The 18073-nt window shown below is 68.8% G+C and carries 16 protein-coding genes; 6 read left to right on the top strand and 10 right to left on the bottom strand.

The genetic code is table 11. The features are described from left to right. Positions 1 to 111: 111 nt before the first annotated feature. The 4 genes from AC07RM_RS18970 to AC07RM_RS18955 are packed head-to-tail and all read left to right on the top strand — an operon-like array spanning position 112 to position 4994. The gene (locus tag AC07RM_RS18970) at positions 112 to 1149 is read left to right on the top strand and encodes a branched-chain amino acid ABC transporter permease (RefSeq protein WP_413763942.1); all 1038 of its coding nucleotides are present in this window, start codon (positions 112 to 114) and stop codon (positions 1147 to 1149) included. A gap of 14 nt (positions 1150 to 1163) precedes the next feature. After that, positions 1164 to 2354 (top strand): ABC transporter substrate-binding protein, encoded by a 1191-nt coding sequence (locus tag AC07RM_RS18965; RefSeq protein ID WP_495335492.1) that lies wholly within the window; start codon positions 1164 to 1166, stop codon positions 2352 to 2354. A gap of 13 nt (positions 2355 to 2367) precedes the next feature. Then, positions 2368 to 3183 carry an ABC transporter ATP-binding protein gene (locus AC07RM_RS18960; RefSeq protein WP_495335491.1) on the top strand — a complete coding sequence of 272 codons (816 nt, stop codon included), beginning with the start codon at positions 2368 to 2370 and terminating at the stop codon, positions 3181 to 3183. Beyond that, positions 3180 to 4994 carry an AMP-dependent synthetase/ligase gene (locus AC07RM_RS18955; RefSeq protein WP_495335490.1) on the top strand — a complete coding sequence of 605 codons (1815 nt, stop codon included), beginning with the start codon at positions 3180 to 3182 and terminating at the stop codon, positions 4992 to 4994. Before AC07RM_RS18960 ends, AC07RM_RS18955 begins: the two co-directional genes overlap by 4 nt. Before the next feature lie 78 nt (positions 4995 to 5072). Here AC07RM_RS18955 and AC07RM_RS18950 read toward each other — a convergent pair whose 3' ends face one another. Then, entirely contained in the window at positions 5073 to 5402 is a 330-nt protein-coding gene (locus AC07RM_RS18950; RefSeq protein ID WP_256222512.1) for a hypothetical protein, read from the bottom strand. A gap of 9 nt (positions 5403 to 5411) precedes the next feature. Beyond that, positions 5412 to 8051, bottom strand: a complete 2640-nt coding sequence (clpB, locus tag AC07RM_RS18945) for an ATP-dependent chaperone ClpB (protein ID WP_208511170.1) — start codon at positions 8049 to 8051, stop codon at positions 5412 to 5414. 142 nt (positions 8052 to 8193) lie between these two features. Between clpB and AC07RM_RS18940 the strand changes: the two genes are divergently transcribed. Continuing rightward, complete coding sequence (locus tag AC07RM_RS18940; protein WP_495335489.1) at positions 8194 to 9189, top strand: Bug family tripartite tricarboxylate transporter substrate binding protein; 996 nt, start codon at positions 8194 to 8196, stop codon at positions 9187 to 9189. A gap of 6 nt (positions 9190 to 9195) precedes the next feature. Here the strand turns inward: AC07RM_RS18940 and AC07RM_RS18935 are convergent, their stop codons facing one another. Continuing rightward, the gene (locus AC07RM_RS18935; RefSeq protein ID WP_296778021.1) at positions 9196 to 9675 is read right to left on the bottom strand and encodes a molybdenum cofactor biosynthesis protein MoaE; all 480 of its coding nucleotides are present in this window, start codon (positions 9673 to 9675) and stop codon (positions 9196 to 9198) included. 263 nt (positions 9676 to 9938) lie between these two features. Between AC07RM_RS18935 and AC07RM_RS18930 the strand changes: the two genes are divergently transcribed. Beyond that, complete coding sequence (locus AC07RM_RS18930) at positions 9939 to 10841, top strand: 4-hydroxy-tetrahydrodipicolinate synthase family protein (protein ID WP_495335488.1); 903 nt, start codon at positions 9939 to 9941, stop codon at positions 10839 to 10841. Here AC07RM_RS18930 and AC07RM_RS18925 read toward each other — a convergent pair. The 7 genes from AC07RM_RS18925 to AC07RM_RS18895 form a co-directional block, all read right to left on the bottom strand. Continuing rightward, positions 10828 to 11079, bottom strand: coding sequence for a MoaD/ThiS family protein (locus AC07RM_RS18925; protein WP_495335487.1), 252 nt, complete (start codon positions 11077 to 11079; stop codon positions 10828 to 10830). The genes AC07RM_RS18930 and AC07RM_RS18925 overlap by 14 nt on opposite strands. A gap of 5 nt (positions 11080 to 11084) precedes the next feature. After that, the gene (locus tag AC07RM_RS18920) at positions 11085 to 12383 is read right to left on the bottom strand and encodes a molybdopterin molybdotransferase MoeA (RefSeq protein ID WP_495335486.1); all 1299 of its coding nucleotides are present in this window, start codon (positions 12381 to 12383) and stop codon (positions 11085 to 11087) included. Beyond that, positions 12376 to 12915, bottom strand: coding sequence for a molybdopterin-guanine dinucleotide biosynthesis protein B (gene mobB, locus AC07RM_RS18915; protein ID WP_495335485.1), 540 nt, complete (start codon positions 12913 to 12915; stop codon positions 12376 to 12378). The genes AC07RM_RS18920 and mobB overlap by 8 nt, the downstream gene beginning before the upstream one ends. An 82-nt stretch (positions 12916 to 12997) precedes the next feature. Then, the gene (gene thrC, locus AC07RM_RS18910) at positions 12998 to 14413 is read right to left on the bottom strand and encodes a threonine synthase (RefSeq protein WP_431512269.1); all 1416 of its coding nucleotides are present in this window, start codon (positions 14411 to 14413) and stop codon (positions 12998 to 13000) included. Continuing rightward, positions 14410 to 15732 carry a homoserine dehydrogenase gene (locus AC07RM_RS18905; protein ID WP_057595858.1) on the bottom strand — a complete coding sequence of 441 codons (1323 nt, stop codon included), beginning with the start codon at positions 15730 to 15732 and terminating at the stop codon, positions 14410 to 14412. The genes thrC and AC07RM_RS18905 overlap by 4 nt, the downstream gene beginning before the upstream one ends. Before the next feature lie 14 nt (positions 15733 to 15746). Beyond that, entirely contained in the window at positions 15747 to 16784 is a 1038-nt protein-coding gene (locus tag AC07RM_RS18900; protein WP_495335484.1) for a DUF1176 domain-containing protein, read from the bottom strand. Then, entirely contained in the window at positions 16781 to 18013 is a 1233-nt protein-coding gene (locus tag AC07RM_RS18895) for a pyridoxal phosphate-dependent aminotransferase (RefSeq protein ID WP_093342965.1), read from the bottom strand. Before AC07RM_RS18895 ends, AC07RM_RS18900 begins: the two co-directional genes overlap by 4 nt. Between the last annotated feature and the right edge of the window lie 60 nt (positions 18014 to 18073).

Genomic DNA, 18073 nt, shown 5'->3' with positions numbered 1-18073 from the left:
CAGCGAAATAAAGGAGGAGCCGAAGGCGGGGGACATTCGCGGAGGGAAGTACCCGCTGTCCTGTGCACGCGCCCCGGCGCATCCTCGCACCTCTTCAAAGCAGGCACGCAGATGCGCATAGGCACCCTCAAGCAAAGCTACATCGCCGACGCCGCGCTGTTCGACTCCCGCACCCAGAAGACCTGGCTGCTGCTAGGCGCCGCCCTGCTCGTGCTGTTCCCCTTCATGGCCAGCGACTACTGGCTCTACCTCGCCTGCCTCGTCGCCATCAACGTCGCGAGCGCCACCGGCCTCAACATCCTCACCGGCTACACCGGTCTCGTGAGCATGGGCCAGGCCGCGTTCATGGGCCTCGGTGCGTACACCGTCGCCATCCTGCAGATCCGCTTCGGCACACCCTTCCTGTTCAACCTCTTCGCGGGCGGCGTCGTGGCCATGGTGGGCGGTCTCGTCGTCGGCATTCCCTCGCTGCGGGTCAAGGGTTTGTACCTCGCCATCGCCACCATCGCGGCCTCGTTCATCACCCACTTCCTGTTCGCCAACCTCAAGCTCACTGGGGGCACCACCGGCCTGTCGCTGCCGCCCGCGCAGCTCTTCGGCATCGCGCTCGACACCTCGTTCCGTTTGTACTGGCTGATCCTGCCGATCACCGTGCTGATGCTGCTAGGCGCCGCCAACCTGTTTCGCACCCGCGTGGGCCGCGCCTTCATCGCGATCCGCGATCGCGACATCTCGGCCGAAGTGTTGGGCATTCCACTGCTGCGCTACAAGCTGCTCTCATTCGGCCTCTCGTCGTTCTATGCCGGCGTGGCCGGCGGCCTCTGGGCCTACTTCTTTCGCGTCGTCACGCCCGAGAGCTTTCCGCTGCTGATGTCGATCTTTTTCCTCGCCGCCATCATCGTCGGCGGCATGGGCTCGATCCTCGGCGGCATCCTCGGCGCGGTGTTCATGACCATGGTGCCCGAGCTGCTCAAGCTGGTGTTCGACCTGCTGCCGGGCGGCCACGAGATGACCGTCTTCCTGTCGCCGGTGCGCACGGTCGTCTTCGGCCTGCTGATCGTCGGCTTCCTGGTGTTCGAGCCGCACGGGCTCGCCGAAGTGTGGCGGCGCATCCGCCGTTTCTTTCATCTGTGGCCTTTCAAGAACTGACAAGGAGACGAAGCATGGCATCCGACAAGAAGACCCCCGTCCTGCGCCGCCGCGAACTCATCGTGGCCGCCGGCGCCGCGCTCGCGGCACCGCTCAGCGTGCATGCCCAGTCGGGCGAGGACATCGTCATCGGCGGCTCGATCCCGATGACCGGCGTGTTCGCCTTCGCCGGCATCGGCATCAATGCCGGCATCGCCGACTACGTGAAGATCGTCAACGACGGCGGCGGCATCAAGGGCCGCAAGCTGCGCTACGTGCCCGAGGACACCGGCTACAAGGTCGACGTCTCGGTCGCCACCTACAAGAAGATCACCAGCCAGAACAAGGTCAATCTCTACTACGGCGATTCGACCGGCTTCTCGAAGACCATCAATCCCGAGCTCGACCGCAGCGGCCAGATCCTCATGGCCGGCGCTTCGTTCGCCACCGAGCTCAACGACCCGGCCAAGTACCCGAACCAGTTCCTGGTCGGCCCCGACTACACCGAGATGATCGGCATCCTGCTGCGCCACATCGCCAAGGAGAAGCCCGGCGCGAAGGTGGCCTTCGTCTATTCCGACTCCGAGTTCGGCCGCGACCCCATCGAGTCGAGCGAGGCCGCCGCCAGGAAGCTGGGCCTCACGGTGCCCGTCAAGATCATGACGCCAGCCGGCAGCGTCGACGTCTCGACCGAAGTCATCAAGCTGCGCCGTGCCGCGCCCGACTACACCATCTTCCACGGCTACGTGCTCGCGCCCATTCCCGAGTTCGTGCAGCAGGGCAAGCAGATGGGCATGACCACCAAGTGGATGGGCACCTTCTGGACCATGGACAGCTCCACCGTCATGAAGATGGGCGAGGCCGGCGACGGCTTCATGGGCGTCATGCCCTACCGCTACTACTACGACACCTCGGCCAAGGCGCCGATGCTCGAGAAGATCCGCGCCCTGCGCCCCGAGTACCAGAGCACCGCCTACACCCAGGGCTTCCTCACCGCCATGCTGTTCACCGAGGCCGCCAAGCGCACCCTCGATGCCGGCAAGCCGCTGGACGGCAAGAACCTCAAGGCCGCGCTCAACAGCATCAAGGACTTCGACACCGGCGGCCTGATCGGCGTGCCGATCACCATCAAGGGCAACTCCATTCCGGTGGGCCGCGTCTACCGCGCCGACATGAAGGCGCAGAAGATGGTGGCGGCATCCGACTGGATCTCGCTCGACAAGTGAGCGGACGGCGGCGATGAACACCGGCGGCGGCCCCATCCTCGAGGTCAACAACATCGAGGTGGTCTACAACAAGGTCGTGCAGGTGCTGCGCGGCCTGTCGCTGGCCGTGCCGCGCGGGCAGATCGTGGCGCTGCTGGGCAGCAACGGCGCCGGCAAGTCGACCACGCTCAAGGCCATCTCGGGCCTGCTGCCGCTCGAGGACGGCGTGCTCGAGGCCGGGCGCATCGCCTTCGACGGCCAGCCCACCGAGCGGCTCGCGCCGCAGCAGCTGGTGCGGCGCGGCCTCGCGCACGTGATGGAGGGACGGCGCGTGTTCGAGGACCTGACGGTCGAGGAGAACCTCGTGGCCGCCACCTACGCGCGCGCCGGCCGCGGCGCGCAGGCACGCGACTTCGACGCCGTCTATGCCTACTTCCCGCGGCTGCACGAGCGGCGCCGCGGCCTCGCGGGCTACCTCTCGGGCGGCGAGCAGCAGATGCTCGCGATCGGCCGCGCGCTGGTGGCCGAGCCCCAGCTGATCCTGCTCGACGAGCCCTCGCTCGGGCTCTCGCCCAAGCTGGTGGAGGAGATCTTCGGGATCATCGCGCGCATCAACGCCGAGCGCGGCGTGTCGATGCTGCTGGTGGAGCAGAACGCCAGCCTCGCGCTGGCCGTGGCCGACAGCGGCTACATCATGGAGAACGGAAAGATCGTGATCGACGGCAGCGCCGAGCGGCTCGCGGCCGACCCCGACGTGCGCGAGTTCTACCTGGGCGTCGGCGGTGCCGGCGAATCGAGGAGCTTTCGCGAGTTGAAGCACTACAAGCGGCGCAAGCGCTGGTTGTCATGACGCATCCCCTCCCCGAACGAAGCCTGCCGCAGATGCTGCGCGAGCAGGCGCGCGCGCAGGGTGCGCGCATCGCGATCCGCCAGAAGGACTTCGGCATCTGGCATCCGCTGAGCTGGGCCGACTACCACCGGCGCGCGGTCCACGTCGGCCTGGGTTTCGCGGCGCTGGGCCTGGCGCGCGGCGGCCATGTGGGCGTGATCTCGGAGAACCGCGTCGAATGGGTGCTGGCGCAGATGGGCGCGGGCCTGATCGGTGCCGTGACCGTGGGCGTCTATCCCACCAGCCCGACCAATGAGGTGGCCTACGTGGTCGGCCATGCCGACATCGAGATCGTGGTCTGCGAGGACCAGGAACAGGCCGACAAGGTGCTCGAGGCCATCGACGCGCTGCCGCGGCTGCGCCGCATCGTCGTGATCGAGACCAAGGGCCTCGCGAGCTACGGTGCCGAGGCGCGCGAACGCCTCCTGAGCTTCGCCGAGCTCGAGGCCGCCGGTGCCGCGCTGCAGGCGCGCGAGGGCGATGCGCGCGTCGACGCCGCGCTGGCCGCGCAGTCGCTCGACGACATCGGGCTCATGATCTACACCTCGGGCTCCACCGGCGCGCCCAAGGGCGCGATGATCTCGTGGCGCAACATCCGCGGCGTGGTGCCGGGCATCGTCGAGCGGCTGCAACTCGATGCGCGCACCACCCACCTGTCGTACCTGCCGCTGTGCCACGTGGCCGAGCAGATGCTGACCAGCTTCGTGCCGCTGTACCTGGGTTCGCAGGTCAACTTCGGCGAATCGATACGCACCGTGCAGGAGGACCTGCGCGAGGTCGCGCCCACCATGTTCCTCGGCGTGCCGCGCATCTGGGAGAAGCTGCATGCCTCCATCAGCATCAAGATGCAGGACACGGGCCGGCTGCGCCAGTCGCTCTACCGCCGCGCGCTCGCCACCTGCGCGCCGCTGGCCGAGAAGCCGCGCGCCCAGTGGACCCCGGGCGAGCGGCTGCGCTTCGGCCTCGCCTACTGGAGCGTGCTGCGCGCGCTGCAGAACTTCATCGGCCTGCGCAACGCGCGCGTGGCGCTGACAGGCGCCGCGCCGATCCCGCCCGACGTGGTGCGCTTCTTCCGCACGCTGGGCGTGCCGCTGGTCGAGGTCTACGGCCTCACAGAATCGACCGGCATGGTCAGCGGCCACCGGCTCGACCAGGTGAAGGTGGGCACCGTGGGGCCGGCGACCGAGGGCGTGGAGCACCGCGTGGGCGACCAGGGCGAGCTGCAGATCCGCGGCGAGATGGTGTTCCGTGGCTACTACAAGAACCCCGAGGCCACGGCCGCCTCGATCCGCGACGGCTGGCTGCACACCGGCGACGTGGTGGCCGAGGAAGGCGGCCAGTTGCGCATCGTCGACCGGCTCAAGGACATCATGATCACCGCGGGCGGCAAGAACCTCACGCCCTCGGAGATCGAGAACACGATGAAGGCCAGCCCCTACGTCAAGGAATGCATCGTGATCGCCGAGGGGCGCAAGTTCGTCTCGGCGCTGGTGCAGATCGACTACGAGACCGTGGGCAAATGGGCCGAGGCGCAGCGCCTGGCCTTCACCCACTTCCGTTCGCTGGTCGAGCTGCCGCGCGTGCGCGAGCTGATCGATGCCGAGCTGCAGCGCGGCAATGCGCGCCTCGCGCAGGTGGCGCAGGTGCGGCGCTTCCACCTGCTGACGAAGGAACTCGACCACGACGATGGCGAGGTCACCGCGACCATGAAGGTGCGGCGCTCGAGCATCTACAAGACCTATGCGGGCGAGATCGAGGCGCTGTACGCCTGAGGGTCGCCAGAAAGGAAAAGGCCGGCGCGAAGCCGGCCTTTCGTGATCTGAAAAAAACTGCAGCCGTGTTGCAGCTGCTTACTCGCCGCGCGTCGCGGGCCGGGCCTGCACGTCCGTCACGTTGCCGCCGCGCTCGCGCAGCAGCGGGCTGCGCACCGACTCGCCACGCGCGCGCGCATTGGCCACGTCGGCGGCCGAGGGCTCGGCCGGCTGGGCGGCGCTGCGGAAGCGTTCGAAGCCCGAACGCGGGTTGAAGCGCATCACCCACGGCGTCACGGGCTTGCCCGTGAGACGGCCCCAGGCGTAGCGCACGCCCCACACCGCGGCCAGCAGCACCACGGCAACCGCCAGGCTGGCCGCGAAGACCAGGCCCAGCATCACGAGGATCACGCGAAGAATGAAGTTCATCATTCCATCTTAGGCCGAGGCTTCGGCCGCAGGTTCCCCGGTTTTTCCGGGATTTCCTGCTTTTGCGAAGCCGAACTGGCCTGGCGAACGGATCGGGTCGGTCGTGACCTCGATCGTGTCCTTCGGCCCGAAGCTGCCGTCGAGCAGCAGCCGCGAGAGCGGATTCTCGATGCGCTGCTGGATCGCGCGCTTCAGCGGACGGGCGCCGAACACCGGGTCGAAGCCGACCTTGGCGATCTCGGCCAGCGCCGCCGGCGACACCTCGAGGCCCAGGTCCATCTTCGCGAGCCGTGCCTGCAGCACCTTGAGCTGGATCGCGGCGATCGATTCGATGTTCTTCGCGTCGAGCGCATGGAACACCACCGTCTCGTCGATGCGGTTGAGGAACTCGGGGCGGAAGTAGTTCTTCAGCTCGTCCCACACCGCTTCCTTGATCTCCTCGCCCGGCTTGCCCACCATGGCCTGGATGATCGGCGAACCGATGTTGCTGGTCATCACGATCACCGTGTTCTTGAAGTCCACGGTGCGGCCCTGGCCATCGGTCAGGCGGCCATCGTCGAGCACCTGCAGCAGCACGTTGAACACGTCCGGGTGCGCCTTCTCGACCTCGTCGAGCAGCACCACGCTGTAGGGCTTGCGGCGCACGGCTTCCGTCAGGTAGCCGCCCTCCTCGTAGCCCACGTAGCCGGGCGGCGCGCCGATCAGGCGGGCCACCGAGTGCTTCTCCATGAACTCGCTCATGTCGATGCGGATCAGGTGATCCTCGCTGTCGAACAGGAAGCCCGCGAGCGCCTTGCAGAGTTCGGTCTTGCCCACGCCCGTGGGGCCGAGGAACAGGAACGAGCCCGTGGGCCGGTTCGGATCGGACAGGCCCGAGCGCGAGCGGCGGATCGCGTTCGCGACCGCGCCGATGGCCTCGTCCTGGCCCACCACGCGCTCGTGCAGCTTGTCTTCCATCACGAGCAGCTTGTCGCGCTCGCCCTGCATCAGCTTGGCGACCGGGATGCCGGTGGCGCGCGCCACGACCTCGGCGATCTCTTCCGCGCCGACCTGGGTGCGCAGCAGCGTGTGCGCGCTCGACTTGCCCTTGCTGGCCTCGCTGGCCTCGGCTTCCTTCAGGCGCTTCTCGAGCGCCGGCAGCTGGCCGTACTGCAGCTCGGCGACCTTGTTGAAGTCGCCCTTGCGCTTCCATTCCTCGATCTGGAACTTGATCTTGTCGATGTCCTCGCGCACGTGCGCGCTGCCCTGGGCCTGGGCCTTCTCGGCCTGCCAGATCTCGTCGTAGTCGGCGATCTCCTTCTGCAGCTTGGTGATCTCGTCCTCGATCAGGCCGAAGCGCTTCTGCGAGGCCTCGTCCTTCTCGCGGCGCACGGCCTCGCGTTCGATCTGCAGCTGGATCAGGCGGCGGTCGAGGCGGTCCATCACCTCGGGCTTGGAGTCCATCTCGATCTTGATCTTGGCCGCGGCCTCGTCGATCAGGTCGATGGCCTTGTCGGGCAGGAAGCGGTCGGTGACGTAGCGGTCGGAGAGCTCGGCCGCGGCCACGATGGCCGGGTCGGTGATCTGCACGCCGTGGTGCACCTCGTACTTCTCCTGCAGCCCGCGCAGGATGGCGATGGTGGCCTCGACGCTGGGCTCGCCCACGATGATCTTCTGGAAGCGGCGCTCGAGCGCGGCGTCCTTCTCGATGTACTTGCGGTATTCGTCGAGCGTGGTGGCGCCCACGCAGTGCAGCTCGCCGCGCGCGAGCGCGGGCTTGAGCATGTTGCCCGCGTCCATCGCGCCCTCGGCCTTGCCGGCGCCGACCATGGTGTGGAGCTCGTCGATGAAGACGATGGTCTGGCCCTCGTCCTTCGCGAGTTCGTTGAGCACGGTCTTGAGCCGTTCCTCGAACTCGCCGCGGAACTTAGCGCCCGCCAGCAGCGAGGCCATGTCGAGCGACAGCACGCGCTTGCCCTTGAGCGAATCGGGCACCTCGCCCGCGACGATGCGCTGCGCGAGGCCTTCGACGATGGCGGTCTTGCCCACGCCGGGTTCGCCGATCAGCACGGGGTTGTTCTTGGTGCGGCGCTGCAGCACCTGGATCGCGCGGCGGATCTCCTCGTCGCGGCCGATCACCGGATCGAGCTTGCCCAGGCGCGCGCGCTCGGTGAGGTCGAGCGTGTATTTCTTCAGTGCCTCGCGCTGGCCTTCGGCATCGGCGCTGTTCACGCCCTGGCCGCCGCGCACCGCGTCGATCGCGGACTCGAGCGACTTGCGCGAGAGGCCGTTCTCCTTGGCGATCCGGCCGACGTCGCTCTTGCTGTCGGCCACGGCCAGCAGGAAGAGTTCGCCCGCGATGAACTGGTCGTTGCGCTTGAGGGCTTCCTTCTCGGTCGCCTGCAGCAGCTTGCCGAGCTCGGGGCCGACCTGCACGATGTCGTGGCCCTGCACCTGGGGCAGCTTCTTGATGGCCGCCTCGGCGGCCTGGGCGAGGCCGGGCACGTTGACCCCGGCGCGCTCGAGCAGCGCGCGCGGGCCGTCGTCCTGGCGCAGCATCGCGGCCAGCAGGTGGGCCGGCTCGATGTAGGCGTTGTCGTTGCCGAGCGCGAGCGACTGCGCGTCGCCCAGCGCTTCCTGGAACTTGGTGGTGAGTTTGTCTTGTCGCATGGTGGTATTCCTGCATCCAAAATAGGGCTGTTCGGGCACGATTCAAGGTTGCGGGCCGGGCCCGCGTGGCGGGCACGGCTATTGCACGATGCCCGCACCCTTCCGCCCGTAGGCATTTCTCTCTTCTCGAATGGAGTCGATCATGGTTTTTTCAATGCAGCGCGTCCAACCGGTGCGCCGCGCGCTCGGCGTGGGCCTCCTCGCGGCTGCCCTGGGCATGGCCGGGCTGGCACAGGCCCAGAGCGGCACGCCGATCCGCATCCTGGTCGGCTTCCCGGCCGGCGCCGGCACCGACGCGATCGCGCGCACGCTGGGCGAGAAGCTCAAGGACGAGCTCGGCGCGCCGGTGGTGGTCGAGAACCGCGCGGGCGCGGGCGGCCAGATCGCCGCGCAGGTGCTGAAGTCCTCGCCGGCCGACGGCCACACGCTGTTCCTCACGCACGACCACACGATCTCGATCCTGCCGCAGGTGGTCAAGAATCCGGGCTTCAATCCCGCCACCGACTTCGTGCCCGTGGCCGGCTTCGCGACCTTCGCCAACGTGCTCGCGGTGTCGGGCGGCACGCCGGCCAGGAGCATCGACGAGTACGTCAAGTGGGTGCGCACGCAGAAGGGCGGCAAGGAGACCATCGGCATCCCGGCGCCGGCCTCGATCCCCGAGTTCCTGGTGAAGATGATCTCGGACAAGTACAAGATCGACGTGCAGCCCGCGCCCTACCGCGGCAGCGCGCCGATGACGGCCGACATGCTGGGCAACCAGATCACGGCCGGCATCGCCTCGGTGCCCGACTTCATCGAGAACCACAAGGCCGGCAAGCTGCGCATCGTGGCCTCGATCGGCGCCAAGCGCCAGGCGCTGCTGCCCAACGTGCCGACCTTCACCGAGCTGGGCTTCGCGAACCTCGAGGACCTGCCCTACTACGGCATCTTCGCGCCCGTGGGCACGCCGCAGCCGATCATCGACAAGTACGGCGAGGCGCTGCAGAAGGTGCTGGCCATGCCCGACGTGAAGCAGAAGCTCACCACGCTGGGCCTGACGGTCGGCTACGAGCCGCAGGGCCAGTTCGCGGGCCGCGTGCGCAGCTACACGCAGACCTGGGAGCGGATCATCCAGTCGAGCGGCTTCAAGCCGCTCTGAGCGAGCTCAGGCGTTCGACGCGCTGATGCCCCAGCGCGCGAGCGCCGCGTCGTCCGCGACGCGCGCATCGACCCAGCGGGCGCCCTCGGGCGTCTGCTCCTTCTTCCAAAACGGCGCCTGGGTCTTGAGGTAGTCCATCAGGAACTCGCAGGCCTGGAAGCTCTCGCCGCGGTGCGCCGAGGCCACCGCCACCATCATGATCTGCGCGAGCGGCTGCAGCAGGCCCACGCGGTGGATCACGCGCACGCCGAGGATGTCGAAGCGCTCGTGTGCTTCGTCGATCATGGCTTCGATCGATTTCTCCGTCATGCCCGGGTAGTGTTCGAGCTCCATCGACGCGACATCGGTGCCGTCGTTGCGGTCGCGTACGGTGCCGATGAAGCTGCAGACGGCGCCGATGCGCGCGTCGCTCGCGCGCAGGGCGGCGACTTCGGCGCCGAGATCGAAATCGGCCGTCTGGATGGTGACGCGTTGCGGAAATGCCATGTGCAAATTGTGGCACCGCGGCGCTCGCGGCTAAACTCCAGCCCCATGCTCGCCCTGACCGCACGTTCGCCCGCACCTTCGACCGAAGGCACGAACGGCGCGCGCCTGGGCGGCAAAGCCAAAAAACCAAAGCTCGTCTGACCGGAGCTTCGGTTCCGTCGTCGGATGAGCGACGGAACCGGCACAGGCACTGGCCCCGCATGGGTTGCGCGCGCATCGGACGATGGTTCCTTCCATCGGTCGATCATCGAAAGGACGCCCGCGTGCCCGCCAACCATTCCTCCTCCGCCACTGCCGTTCCCGATTTCTCGGGCCTGTGGATTCCCCTCGTGACCCCGTTTCGCGACGGCGCGCTCGACCATGCGGCGCTGGCCGCGCTCACGCGCCGCCTGGCCGCCGATGGCGTGGCCGGCTTCGTGGTCTGCGGCTCCACCGGCGAGGCCGCGGCGCTCGACGAGGCCGAGCAGCTCGCCGCGCTCGACACGGTGGCCGAGGCCGCGGGCGGCCTGCCGCTGATCATGGGCCTCTCGGGCTACCACCTGGGCAAGACCACGGCCTGGGTGCGCCGGCTCGCGCAGCGCCCGCTCGCGGGCCTGCTGGTGCCGGCGCCGCATTACATCCGGCCCTCGCAGGCCGGCCTGCTCGAATGGTTCGGCGCCATCGCCGAGGCCAGCGCCGCGCCGCTGCTGATCTACGACATCCCCTACCGCACCGGCGCCACGATCGCGCGCGACACGCTGCTGGCGCTGGCCGCCAACCCGCGCATCCGCGGCATCAAGGACTGCGGCGGCGACGCGGGCAAGACCCGCGCCGTGATCGCCGATGGCCGGCTGCAGGTGCTCGCGGGCGAGGACGGCCAGATCTTCGGCACCGTGGCCGAGGGCGGCGTGGGCGCGATCGCGGCCAGCGGCCACGTGCAGACGGCGCGCTTCGTGCGGCTGATCGCGCTGCTGCGCGAGGGCCGGCTGGCCGAGGCGCGCGCGCTGTGGCAGCCGCTGCAGCCGCTGGTCGAGGGCCTGTTCGCGGAAGCCAATCCGGGCCCGCTGAAGGCCCTGCTGGCGCACCAGGGCGCGCTGCGCGACGAGCTGCGCTCGCCGATGACGCGCGCCTCGGACGCGCTGCGCGAGCGCCTGGTGGCGCTGGACGCGGCCCTCAGCCGCCCGTGACGGGCGGGAAGAACGCGACCTCGCAGCCTTCGTGCGGGGCCGCGGCCTCGTCGCTCATGGTGTGGTCGAGCGCCATGCGCAGCGCGCGGCCGCGCGCGAGCACCGTGGCGTAGGCGCCGCCGCGCGCGATCAGTTCGTCGCGCAACGCGGCCAGCGTGGGCACCCCGGTGTCGATGGTTTCGTCGCTCTTGCCGAGCGCTTCGCGCACCGAGGCGAAATAACGGAGATGGACCTTCATGCGCGTCAGGACAGCAGGGCTGCGAGGGGAATGAATTCGACCGGATCGCCGGCCCGGATGGTCTGGCCCGAGGGGTTGTCGACCAGCCCGTCGCCCCAGACCATCGAGGTCAGCACGCCCGAGCTCTGGTTGCCGAACAGGTCGAGCCCGCCCTGGGCATTGCGGCGCGCGCGCAGGAACTCGCGGCGCTTGTCGGCGCGCGGCCAGTCGAAGTCGGCGCGCATGCGCACCGGCTCGGGCGTGACGCGGCTGGCGCCCTGCAGGGTCAGCAGGAAGGGCCGCACCAGCATCAGGAAGGTCAGGAAGCTCGATACCGGGTTGCCGGGCAGCCCGGTGACATGGCAGTGGCCCTGCGCGTCGCCCTGGCCCGAGCGCGGGATCGAGCCGTAGGCAAAGGGCTTGCCGGGCTTCATCGAGAGCGACCAGAGCTCGATCTCGCCGAGCGCCTGCAGCGCGGCACGGATGTGGTCCTCCTCGCCGACCGACACGCCGCCGGTGGTGATGATCAAGTCGTTGTGATCGGCCGCCTCGCGCAGCGCCTCGATGGTGGCCTCGCGCCGGTCGGGCACGATGCCGAGGTCGTGGACCTCGCAGCCCAGCCGGTGCAGCAGCGCGCGCATGAAGAAGCGGTTGGAGTTGTAGATCGCGCCGGGCTTCATCGCCTCGGGCGCGACCTCGCCGGGCATCACGAGCTCGTCGCCGGTGGACAGCAGCGCCACGCGCGGCTTGCGCGCCACCGGCAACCGGTCGAAGCCGATGCTGGCCGCCAGCCCCAGCGCGGCGGGCGTGAGGCGCTCGCCCTTGCGCAGCACCACGTCGCCGGCCGCCACGTCCTCGCCGGCGCGGCGGATCCACTGGCCGGCCGCGGGCACGATCTCGATGCGCACGCTGCCCAGGCCGCCCTCCTCCGCGATGGCGGCGGTGTCTTCCTGCATCACGACCGCGTCGGCGCCCTCGGGAATCTGCGCGCCCGTGAAGATCCGCGCCGCGGTGCCGGGCAAGAGCGGCGTGCCGACGGTGCCGGCGGGAATGCGCTGCGCCACCTTCAGCAGCGCGCCGGGCGAGGCGCAATCGGTCACGCGCAGCGCGTAGCCGTCCATCGCGCTGTTGTCGCGTGGCGGCACGGTGAGGCCGGCCACGAGGTCCGCGGCCAGCACGCGGCCATCGGCATCGAAGGTGCTCACCAGCTCGGACGGCAGTGCCGGCCGGGCCTTGGCGAGCAGTTGAGCGATCGCGTCGTCGAGCGGCAGCAGCGGCGGCCGGCGCGAGGAGGCGGCGAAGGGAACAGCGGGAGAGTCAGCCATGGTGCTCGGGGTTGTAGTCGAAGCGCTCGCCGCTGTCGATCAGCCAGCGCGCGATGGCCTCGGCGTCGTCGAGGTCGAACACGGGCCGCTCGGTCAGGACCGACAGGCTGGCGTTGGCGGCGATCGCGACGACGAAGGGATCCTCGGGATAGAGCGAGGGCCGCGGATCCTCGCCCTCGCCGGACGGGCGCCAGACCTCGATCTTGAGCAGGTCGCTGTGGCGGAAGCCCTCGACCAGCACCCAGTCGGCGCCGCTGTAGAGCTCGGCGATCAGCTGGTGCACCTCGAGGTCGACCGGCGTCTCGAACTCGCGCATCAGCGCCAGCCGCCGGTCGGAGGCGACCACCACCTCGAAGGCGCCGGCCTCGCGGTGACGCCAGGTGTCCTTGCCCGGATGGTCGATGTCGAACTTGTGGTGCGCGTGCTTGACCACCGAGACGCGCAGTCCGGCGCGCTTAAGCACGGGAATCAGCCGCTCGACCAGCGTGGTCTTGCCGGCGCCCGAGTAACCGGCGAAGCCGACCACTTTCATCCGATGTCTCCGATGCTATTCAGGGGATAGCTTTGATTTGCCGACCGGGGCGGCCGCCCGGCCACCCCTTCTTTTCGCTTGCTCAGTCGCAGTGTTCCGCGATGTAGGCCTTCACCGCTTCGGCATCGGCCGGCAGCTTGACCACGCGCTTGGGCAGTGCCTCGATGCCCTCGAACTTCGCGGGCCGCGCGGGCTCCTCGCCCAGGGCCTCGACCAGCGTGGCCGCGAACTTGATCGGCAGCGCGGTCTCGAGCACCACCATCGGCACGCCCGGCGCCAGGTGCGCGCGCGCGGCCTTGAGGCCGTCGGCGGTGTGCGGGTCGACCAGGGTGGCGAAGCGCTTCTCGGTGTCGCGGATGGTCGCGAGGCGGTCGGCGTGCGTGCTGCGGCCGCTGCGGAAGCCGAAGCGCGACGCGGCCTGCGCGAAGGCGGGATCGGCGCTCAGGTCGAAGAAGCCCTGGCGGCCCAGGTCGTCGACGAACAGGCTGCGCAGCTTGCCGCTGTCGCGACCGACCAGGTCGAACACGAAGCGCTCGAAGTTGCTGGCCTTGCTGATGTCCATCGACGGGCTCGAGGTCTCGTGCGTGTCGGCGGCGCCGCGCACGCGGTAGACGCCGGTGCGGAAGAACTCGTCGAGCACGTCGTTCTCGTTGGTGGCGGCCACCAGCGTGTGGATCGGCAGGCCCATCATGCGCGCCACGTGGCCGGCACAGATGTTGCCGAAGTTGCCCGAGGGCACGGTGAAGCTCACCGGCTGCTCGTCATTCGCCGTGGCCTGGAAGTAGCCGGCGAAGTAATAGACCACCTGCGCCAGCAGCCGCGCCCAGTTGATCGAGTTGACGGTGCCGATTCGGTACTTGCGCTTGAAGGCGAGGTCGTTCGAGACCGCCTTCACGATGTCCTGGCAGTCGTCGAACACGCCCGTGATGGCGATGTTGTGGATGTTCTCGTCCTGCAGGCTGAACATCTGCGCCTGCTGGAACGGGCTCATGCGGCCGTCGGGCGAGGTCATGAAGACGCGCACGCCCTTCTTGCCGCGCATCGCGTACTCGGCCGCGCTGCCGGTGTCGCCGCTGGTGGCGCCCAGGATGTTGAGCTCGGCGCCGCGGCGGGCCAGTTCGTACTCGAACAGGTTGCCCAGCAGCTGCATCGCCATGTCCTTGAAGGCCAGCGTGGGGCCGTTGGACAGGGCTTCGAGGTAGACGCCGTCCTCGAGCTCGCGCAGCGGCACGATCTCCTCGGAGCCGAAGACCTCGGCGGTGTAGGTCTTCGCGCAGAGCGCCTTCAGGTCGGCCGGCGGGATGTCGTCGATGTAGAGCGACAGGATCTCGAAGGCCAGCTCGGCATAGGACAGCGAACGCCACTTCGCGAGCGTGGCGGCATCGACCTGCGGATAGCGCTCGGGCAGGTAGAGGCCGCCGTCGGGCGCGAGGCCCTCGAGCAGGATTTCGCAGAAGCGCTTGCGGTCGGGATGGCCGCGGGTGCTCAGGTAGTTCACTTCAACTCTTCCTTGCGGATGCGCACGATGGGCTCGAGCACGGTCGGCAGCGCCTGCAGCTCGGCCATGACTTCGTCGACCGTGCCTTCGCGCGCGTCGTGCGTGAGGATGATCAGGTCGGTCTGGGTCGAGCCCTCGCCGCCGACCTCGTCGGCTTCGCGCTGCAGCACGGCGTCGATGCTGATGCCGGCGGTCGCGAGCAGGCCCGTGACCTTGGCCAGCACGCCGGCCTGGTCGGCCACGCGCAGGCGCAGGTAGTAGCTGGTGACCACCTCGGCCATCGGCAGCACCTGCAGGTCGCTCAGCGCATCGGGATGGAAGGCCAGGTGCGGCACGCGGTGCGCGGCATCGGCCGTGTGCAGGCGCGTGATGTCGACCAGGTCGGCGATCACCGCGCTGGCGGTGGGCTCGCTGCCCGCGCCCTTGCCGTAGTAGAGCGTGGTGCCGACGGCGTCGCCATGCACCACCACGGCGTTCATCGCGCCCTCGACGTTGGCCAGCAGGCGCTTGCTCGGCACCAGCGAGGGATGCACGCGCAGCTCGATGCCCTTGGCGGTGCGCTTGGTGACGCCCAGCAGCTTGATGCGGTAGCCGAGCTGCTCGGCGTACTTGATGTCCTGCGCGGCCAGCTTGGTGATGCCCTCGATGTGGGCCTTGTCGAACTGCACCGGGATGCCGAAGGCCAGCGCGCTCATCAGCGTGACCTTGTGGCCGGCGTCGACGCCCTCGATGTCGAAGGTGGGATCGGCTTCGGCGTAGCCCAGGCGCTGCGCCTCCTTGAGCACGGTCGCGAAGTCCAGGCCCTTGTCGCGCATCTCGGACAGGATGAAGTTGGTGGTGCCGTTGATGATGCCGGCCAGCCACTGGATGCTGTTGGCCGTGAGGCCTTCGCGCAGCGCCTTGATGATCGGGATGCCGCCGGCCACCGCGGCCTCGAAGGCCACCATCACGCCCTTGGCATGCGCGGCCGCGAAGATCTCGGTGCCGTGCACCGCGAGCAGCGCCTTGTTGGCCGTGACCACGTGCTTGCCGGCCGCGATGGCCTCGAGCACGAGTTGCTTGGCGATGCCGTAGCCGCCGATCAGCTCGATCACGATGTCGATGTCGGGGTTGGCGATGACCTCGCGCGCGTCGCCGACCACCTTGACGCCGTCGCCGGCCACTTCGCGGGCGCGCGCGGTGTCGAGGTCGGCCACCATGGTGATCTCGATGCCGCGGCCGGCGCGGCGCTTGATTTCCTCCTGGTTGCGCTGGAGCACCTTGAAGGTGCCGCTGCCGACCGTTCCTGCGCCGAGCAGGCCTACTTGGATGGGTTTCATGGGGAGAGTCGCGTTCATGGTTTGGATGGGGTGGTGGACGGCGCGGCGCTCACGACGCGGCTGACGTAGCGCGGCAGCGACCAGGCGCCACCGGCGAAGCCGCGGCACATCTGGTCGCTCTCGGCGGCCGTGCGCACGAAGCCCTGGCCGTCGAAATGCCAGGTCTCGCTGGACCAGCAGTCGCCGATGCCGCGGCCCTTGAAGCTGGAAGTGATGCTGGCGTCCTTGTCGTCGTACTCGCCGTTGGCCTCGAGCGCGACCGGCGCATAGGGCGGCTTGTCGTTGGCGAGCCATTGCAGGCTGGAGTAGTTGTAGGCCCCCATGCCGCAGCCCAGCGACAACAGCACCCTGGTGCCGGTGAGGCGATGCACCTCGAGCGACTTCGGGTCGACCTTCTCGCTGTTGTTGCAGTACTCGATGGCCTTCTTGAGGTCGAGCGAGGGGAAGATGCGCGCGGCCAGGGCGTCGTCGCCGGGCTTCGGCTTCGCGGGCTGGACCGCGCGCACGACGGGCGCGGGCACGGCCGCCGGCACCGTCGATTCGGCCTTGCCGCCGGGGCGCACCAGCGCGCCGGGGGTGTCGATGCGGCCCTGGGCCTCGTCCATCTTGAGCAGCACGGCATTCAGGCCCGAGAGCGAGAGCTGCCATTCGCGGCCGCCGCCGGCCGTGAGCTTGGCGCCGTCGGCCTTGAGCAGCTCGGGAAGCACGGCGCGGATCTGGGCGGCATCGAGGCTCAGGGCATCGTTCTTCAGGCCCGGCACCACGGCCTTGCCGACCGTCAGCCGCAGCGGGCCCTTGACGTCCTCGGTGCCGATCTGCAGGTCGATCTCGAGCGCGGTGCCCGGCCCGGCGGGACGCGTGATGCGCATCGACACCGGCTCGTTGGCGCCGGTTTCGGACTGGTAGCCGGCCGCGCGGCAGGTGCGCGTGTTGTCGCAGGCCAGTTCCCAGTCGTTGTGCGTGAAGGACACCGGCGCCTTGGCGGCAGGCCCGGCGGCCGAGGCGGACAACGCGGCAAGCGACAGGGCCGCGGCGGCGCAGGCGGCTTTCATGACTCCGTCTTGCGGCGCAGGCGGTACTGCTCCAGGAACTTCGCGATGCGGTTGATGGCCTCGCGCAGGTCGTCCTCGTGGGGCAGGAACACGATCCGGAAGTGGTCGGGCGTGGCCCAGTTGAAGCCGGTGCCCTGCACCAGCATCACGCGGGTTTCCTTCAGCAGCTCGAGGAAGAACTGGCGGTCGTCCTCGATCGGGTAGACCTTCGGATCGAGCTTCGGGAACATGTAGAGCGCGGCGCTGGGCTTGACGCAGCTCACGCCGGGGATCGCGGTGATCAGCTCGTAGGCCAGGTCGCGCTGGCGGCGCAGACGGCCGCCCTCGCCCACCAGCTCGTTGATGCTCTGGTAGCCGCCGAGCGCGGTCTGGATCGCCCACTGGCCGGGCACGTTGGCGCACAGCCGCATGTTCGAGAGCATGTTCAGGCCCTCGATGTAGTCGCGCGCGGCGCGCTTGTCGCCCGACACCACGAGCCAGCCGGCGCGGTAGCCGCAGGAGCGGTAGCTCTTGGACAGCGAATTGAAGGTCAGCGTGAGCACGTCGCTCGACAAGCTGGCGATCGCCGTGTGCTTCACGTCGTCGTAGAGCACCTTGTCGTAGACCTCGTCGGCGAAGATCACGAGGCCGTGTTCGCGCGCGATCTCGACGATGCTCTTGAGCAGCGCGTCGGAATAGAGCGCGCCGGTCGGGTTGTTCGGGTTGATGACCACGATGCCCTTGGTGCGCGGCGTGATCTTGGCGCGTATGTCCGCCAGATTGGGCATCCAGCCGTTGTCCTCGTCGCACAGGTAGTGCACCGGCGTGCCGCCCGACAGGCTCGTGGAGGCGGTCCACAGCGGATAGTCGGGAGCCGGCAGCAGCAGCTCGTCGCCATCGTTGAGCAGCGCATTGGTGGACATGGCGATCAGCTCGCTGGCGCCGTTGCCCAGGTAGATGTCGTCGAGGGTCACGCCCGCGATGCCCTGCTTCTGCGTCTCGTGCATCACCGCCTTGCGCGCGGCGAAGACGCCCTTGCTGTCCGAGTAACCGGCCGAGGTGGGCAGGTTGCGGATCATGTCCTGCTGGATTTCCTCGGGCGCATCGAAGCCGAACACGGCGAGATTGCCGATGTTGAGCTTGATGATCTTCTGGCCGTCCTCCTCCATCTGCTTCGCCGCGTCCATGATCGGACCGCGAATGTCATAGAGCACGTTGGCCAGCTTGGCCGATTTCTTGAGCTGCTTCAAAGGGCCCTCCCGGGCGCGGTTCATGCAAGAAAGTGTGAAGACTGCGTGGATCGCCGCGCG

The organism is Variovorax sp. GW821-FHT09B05, from assembly GCF_059418265.1.
The sequence above is the reverse complement of the archived record's forward strand: the minus strand, read 5'-3'. Positions and strand labels throughout refer to the sequence as shown.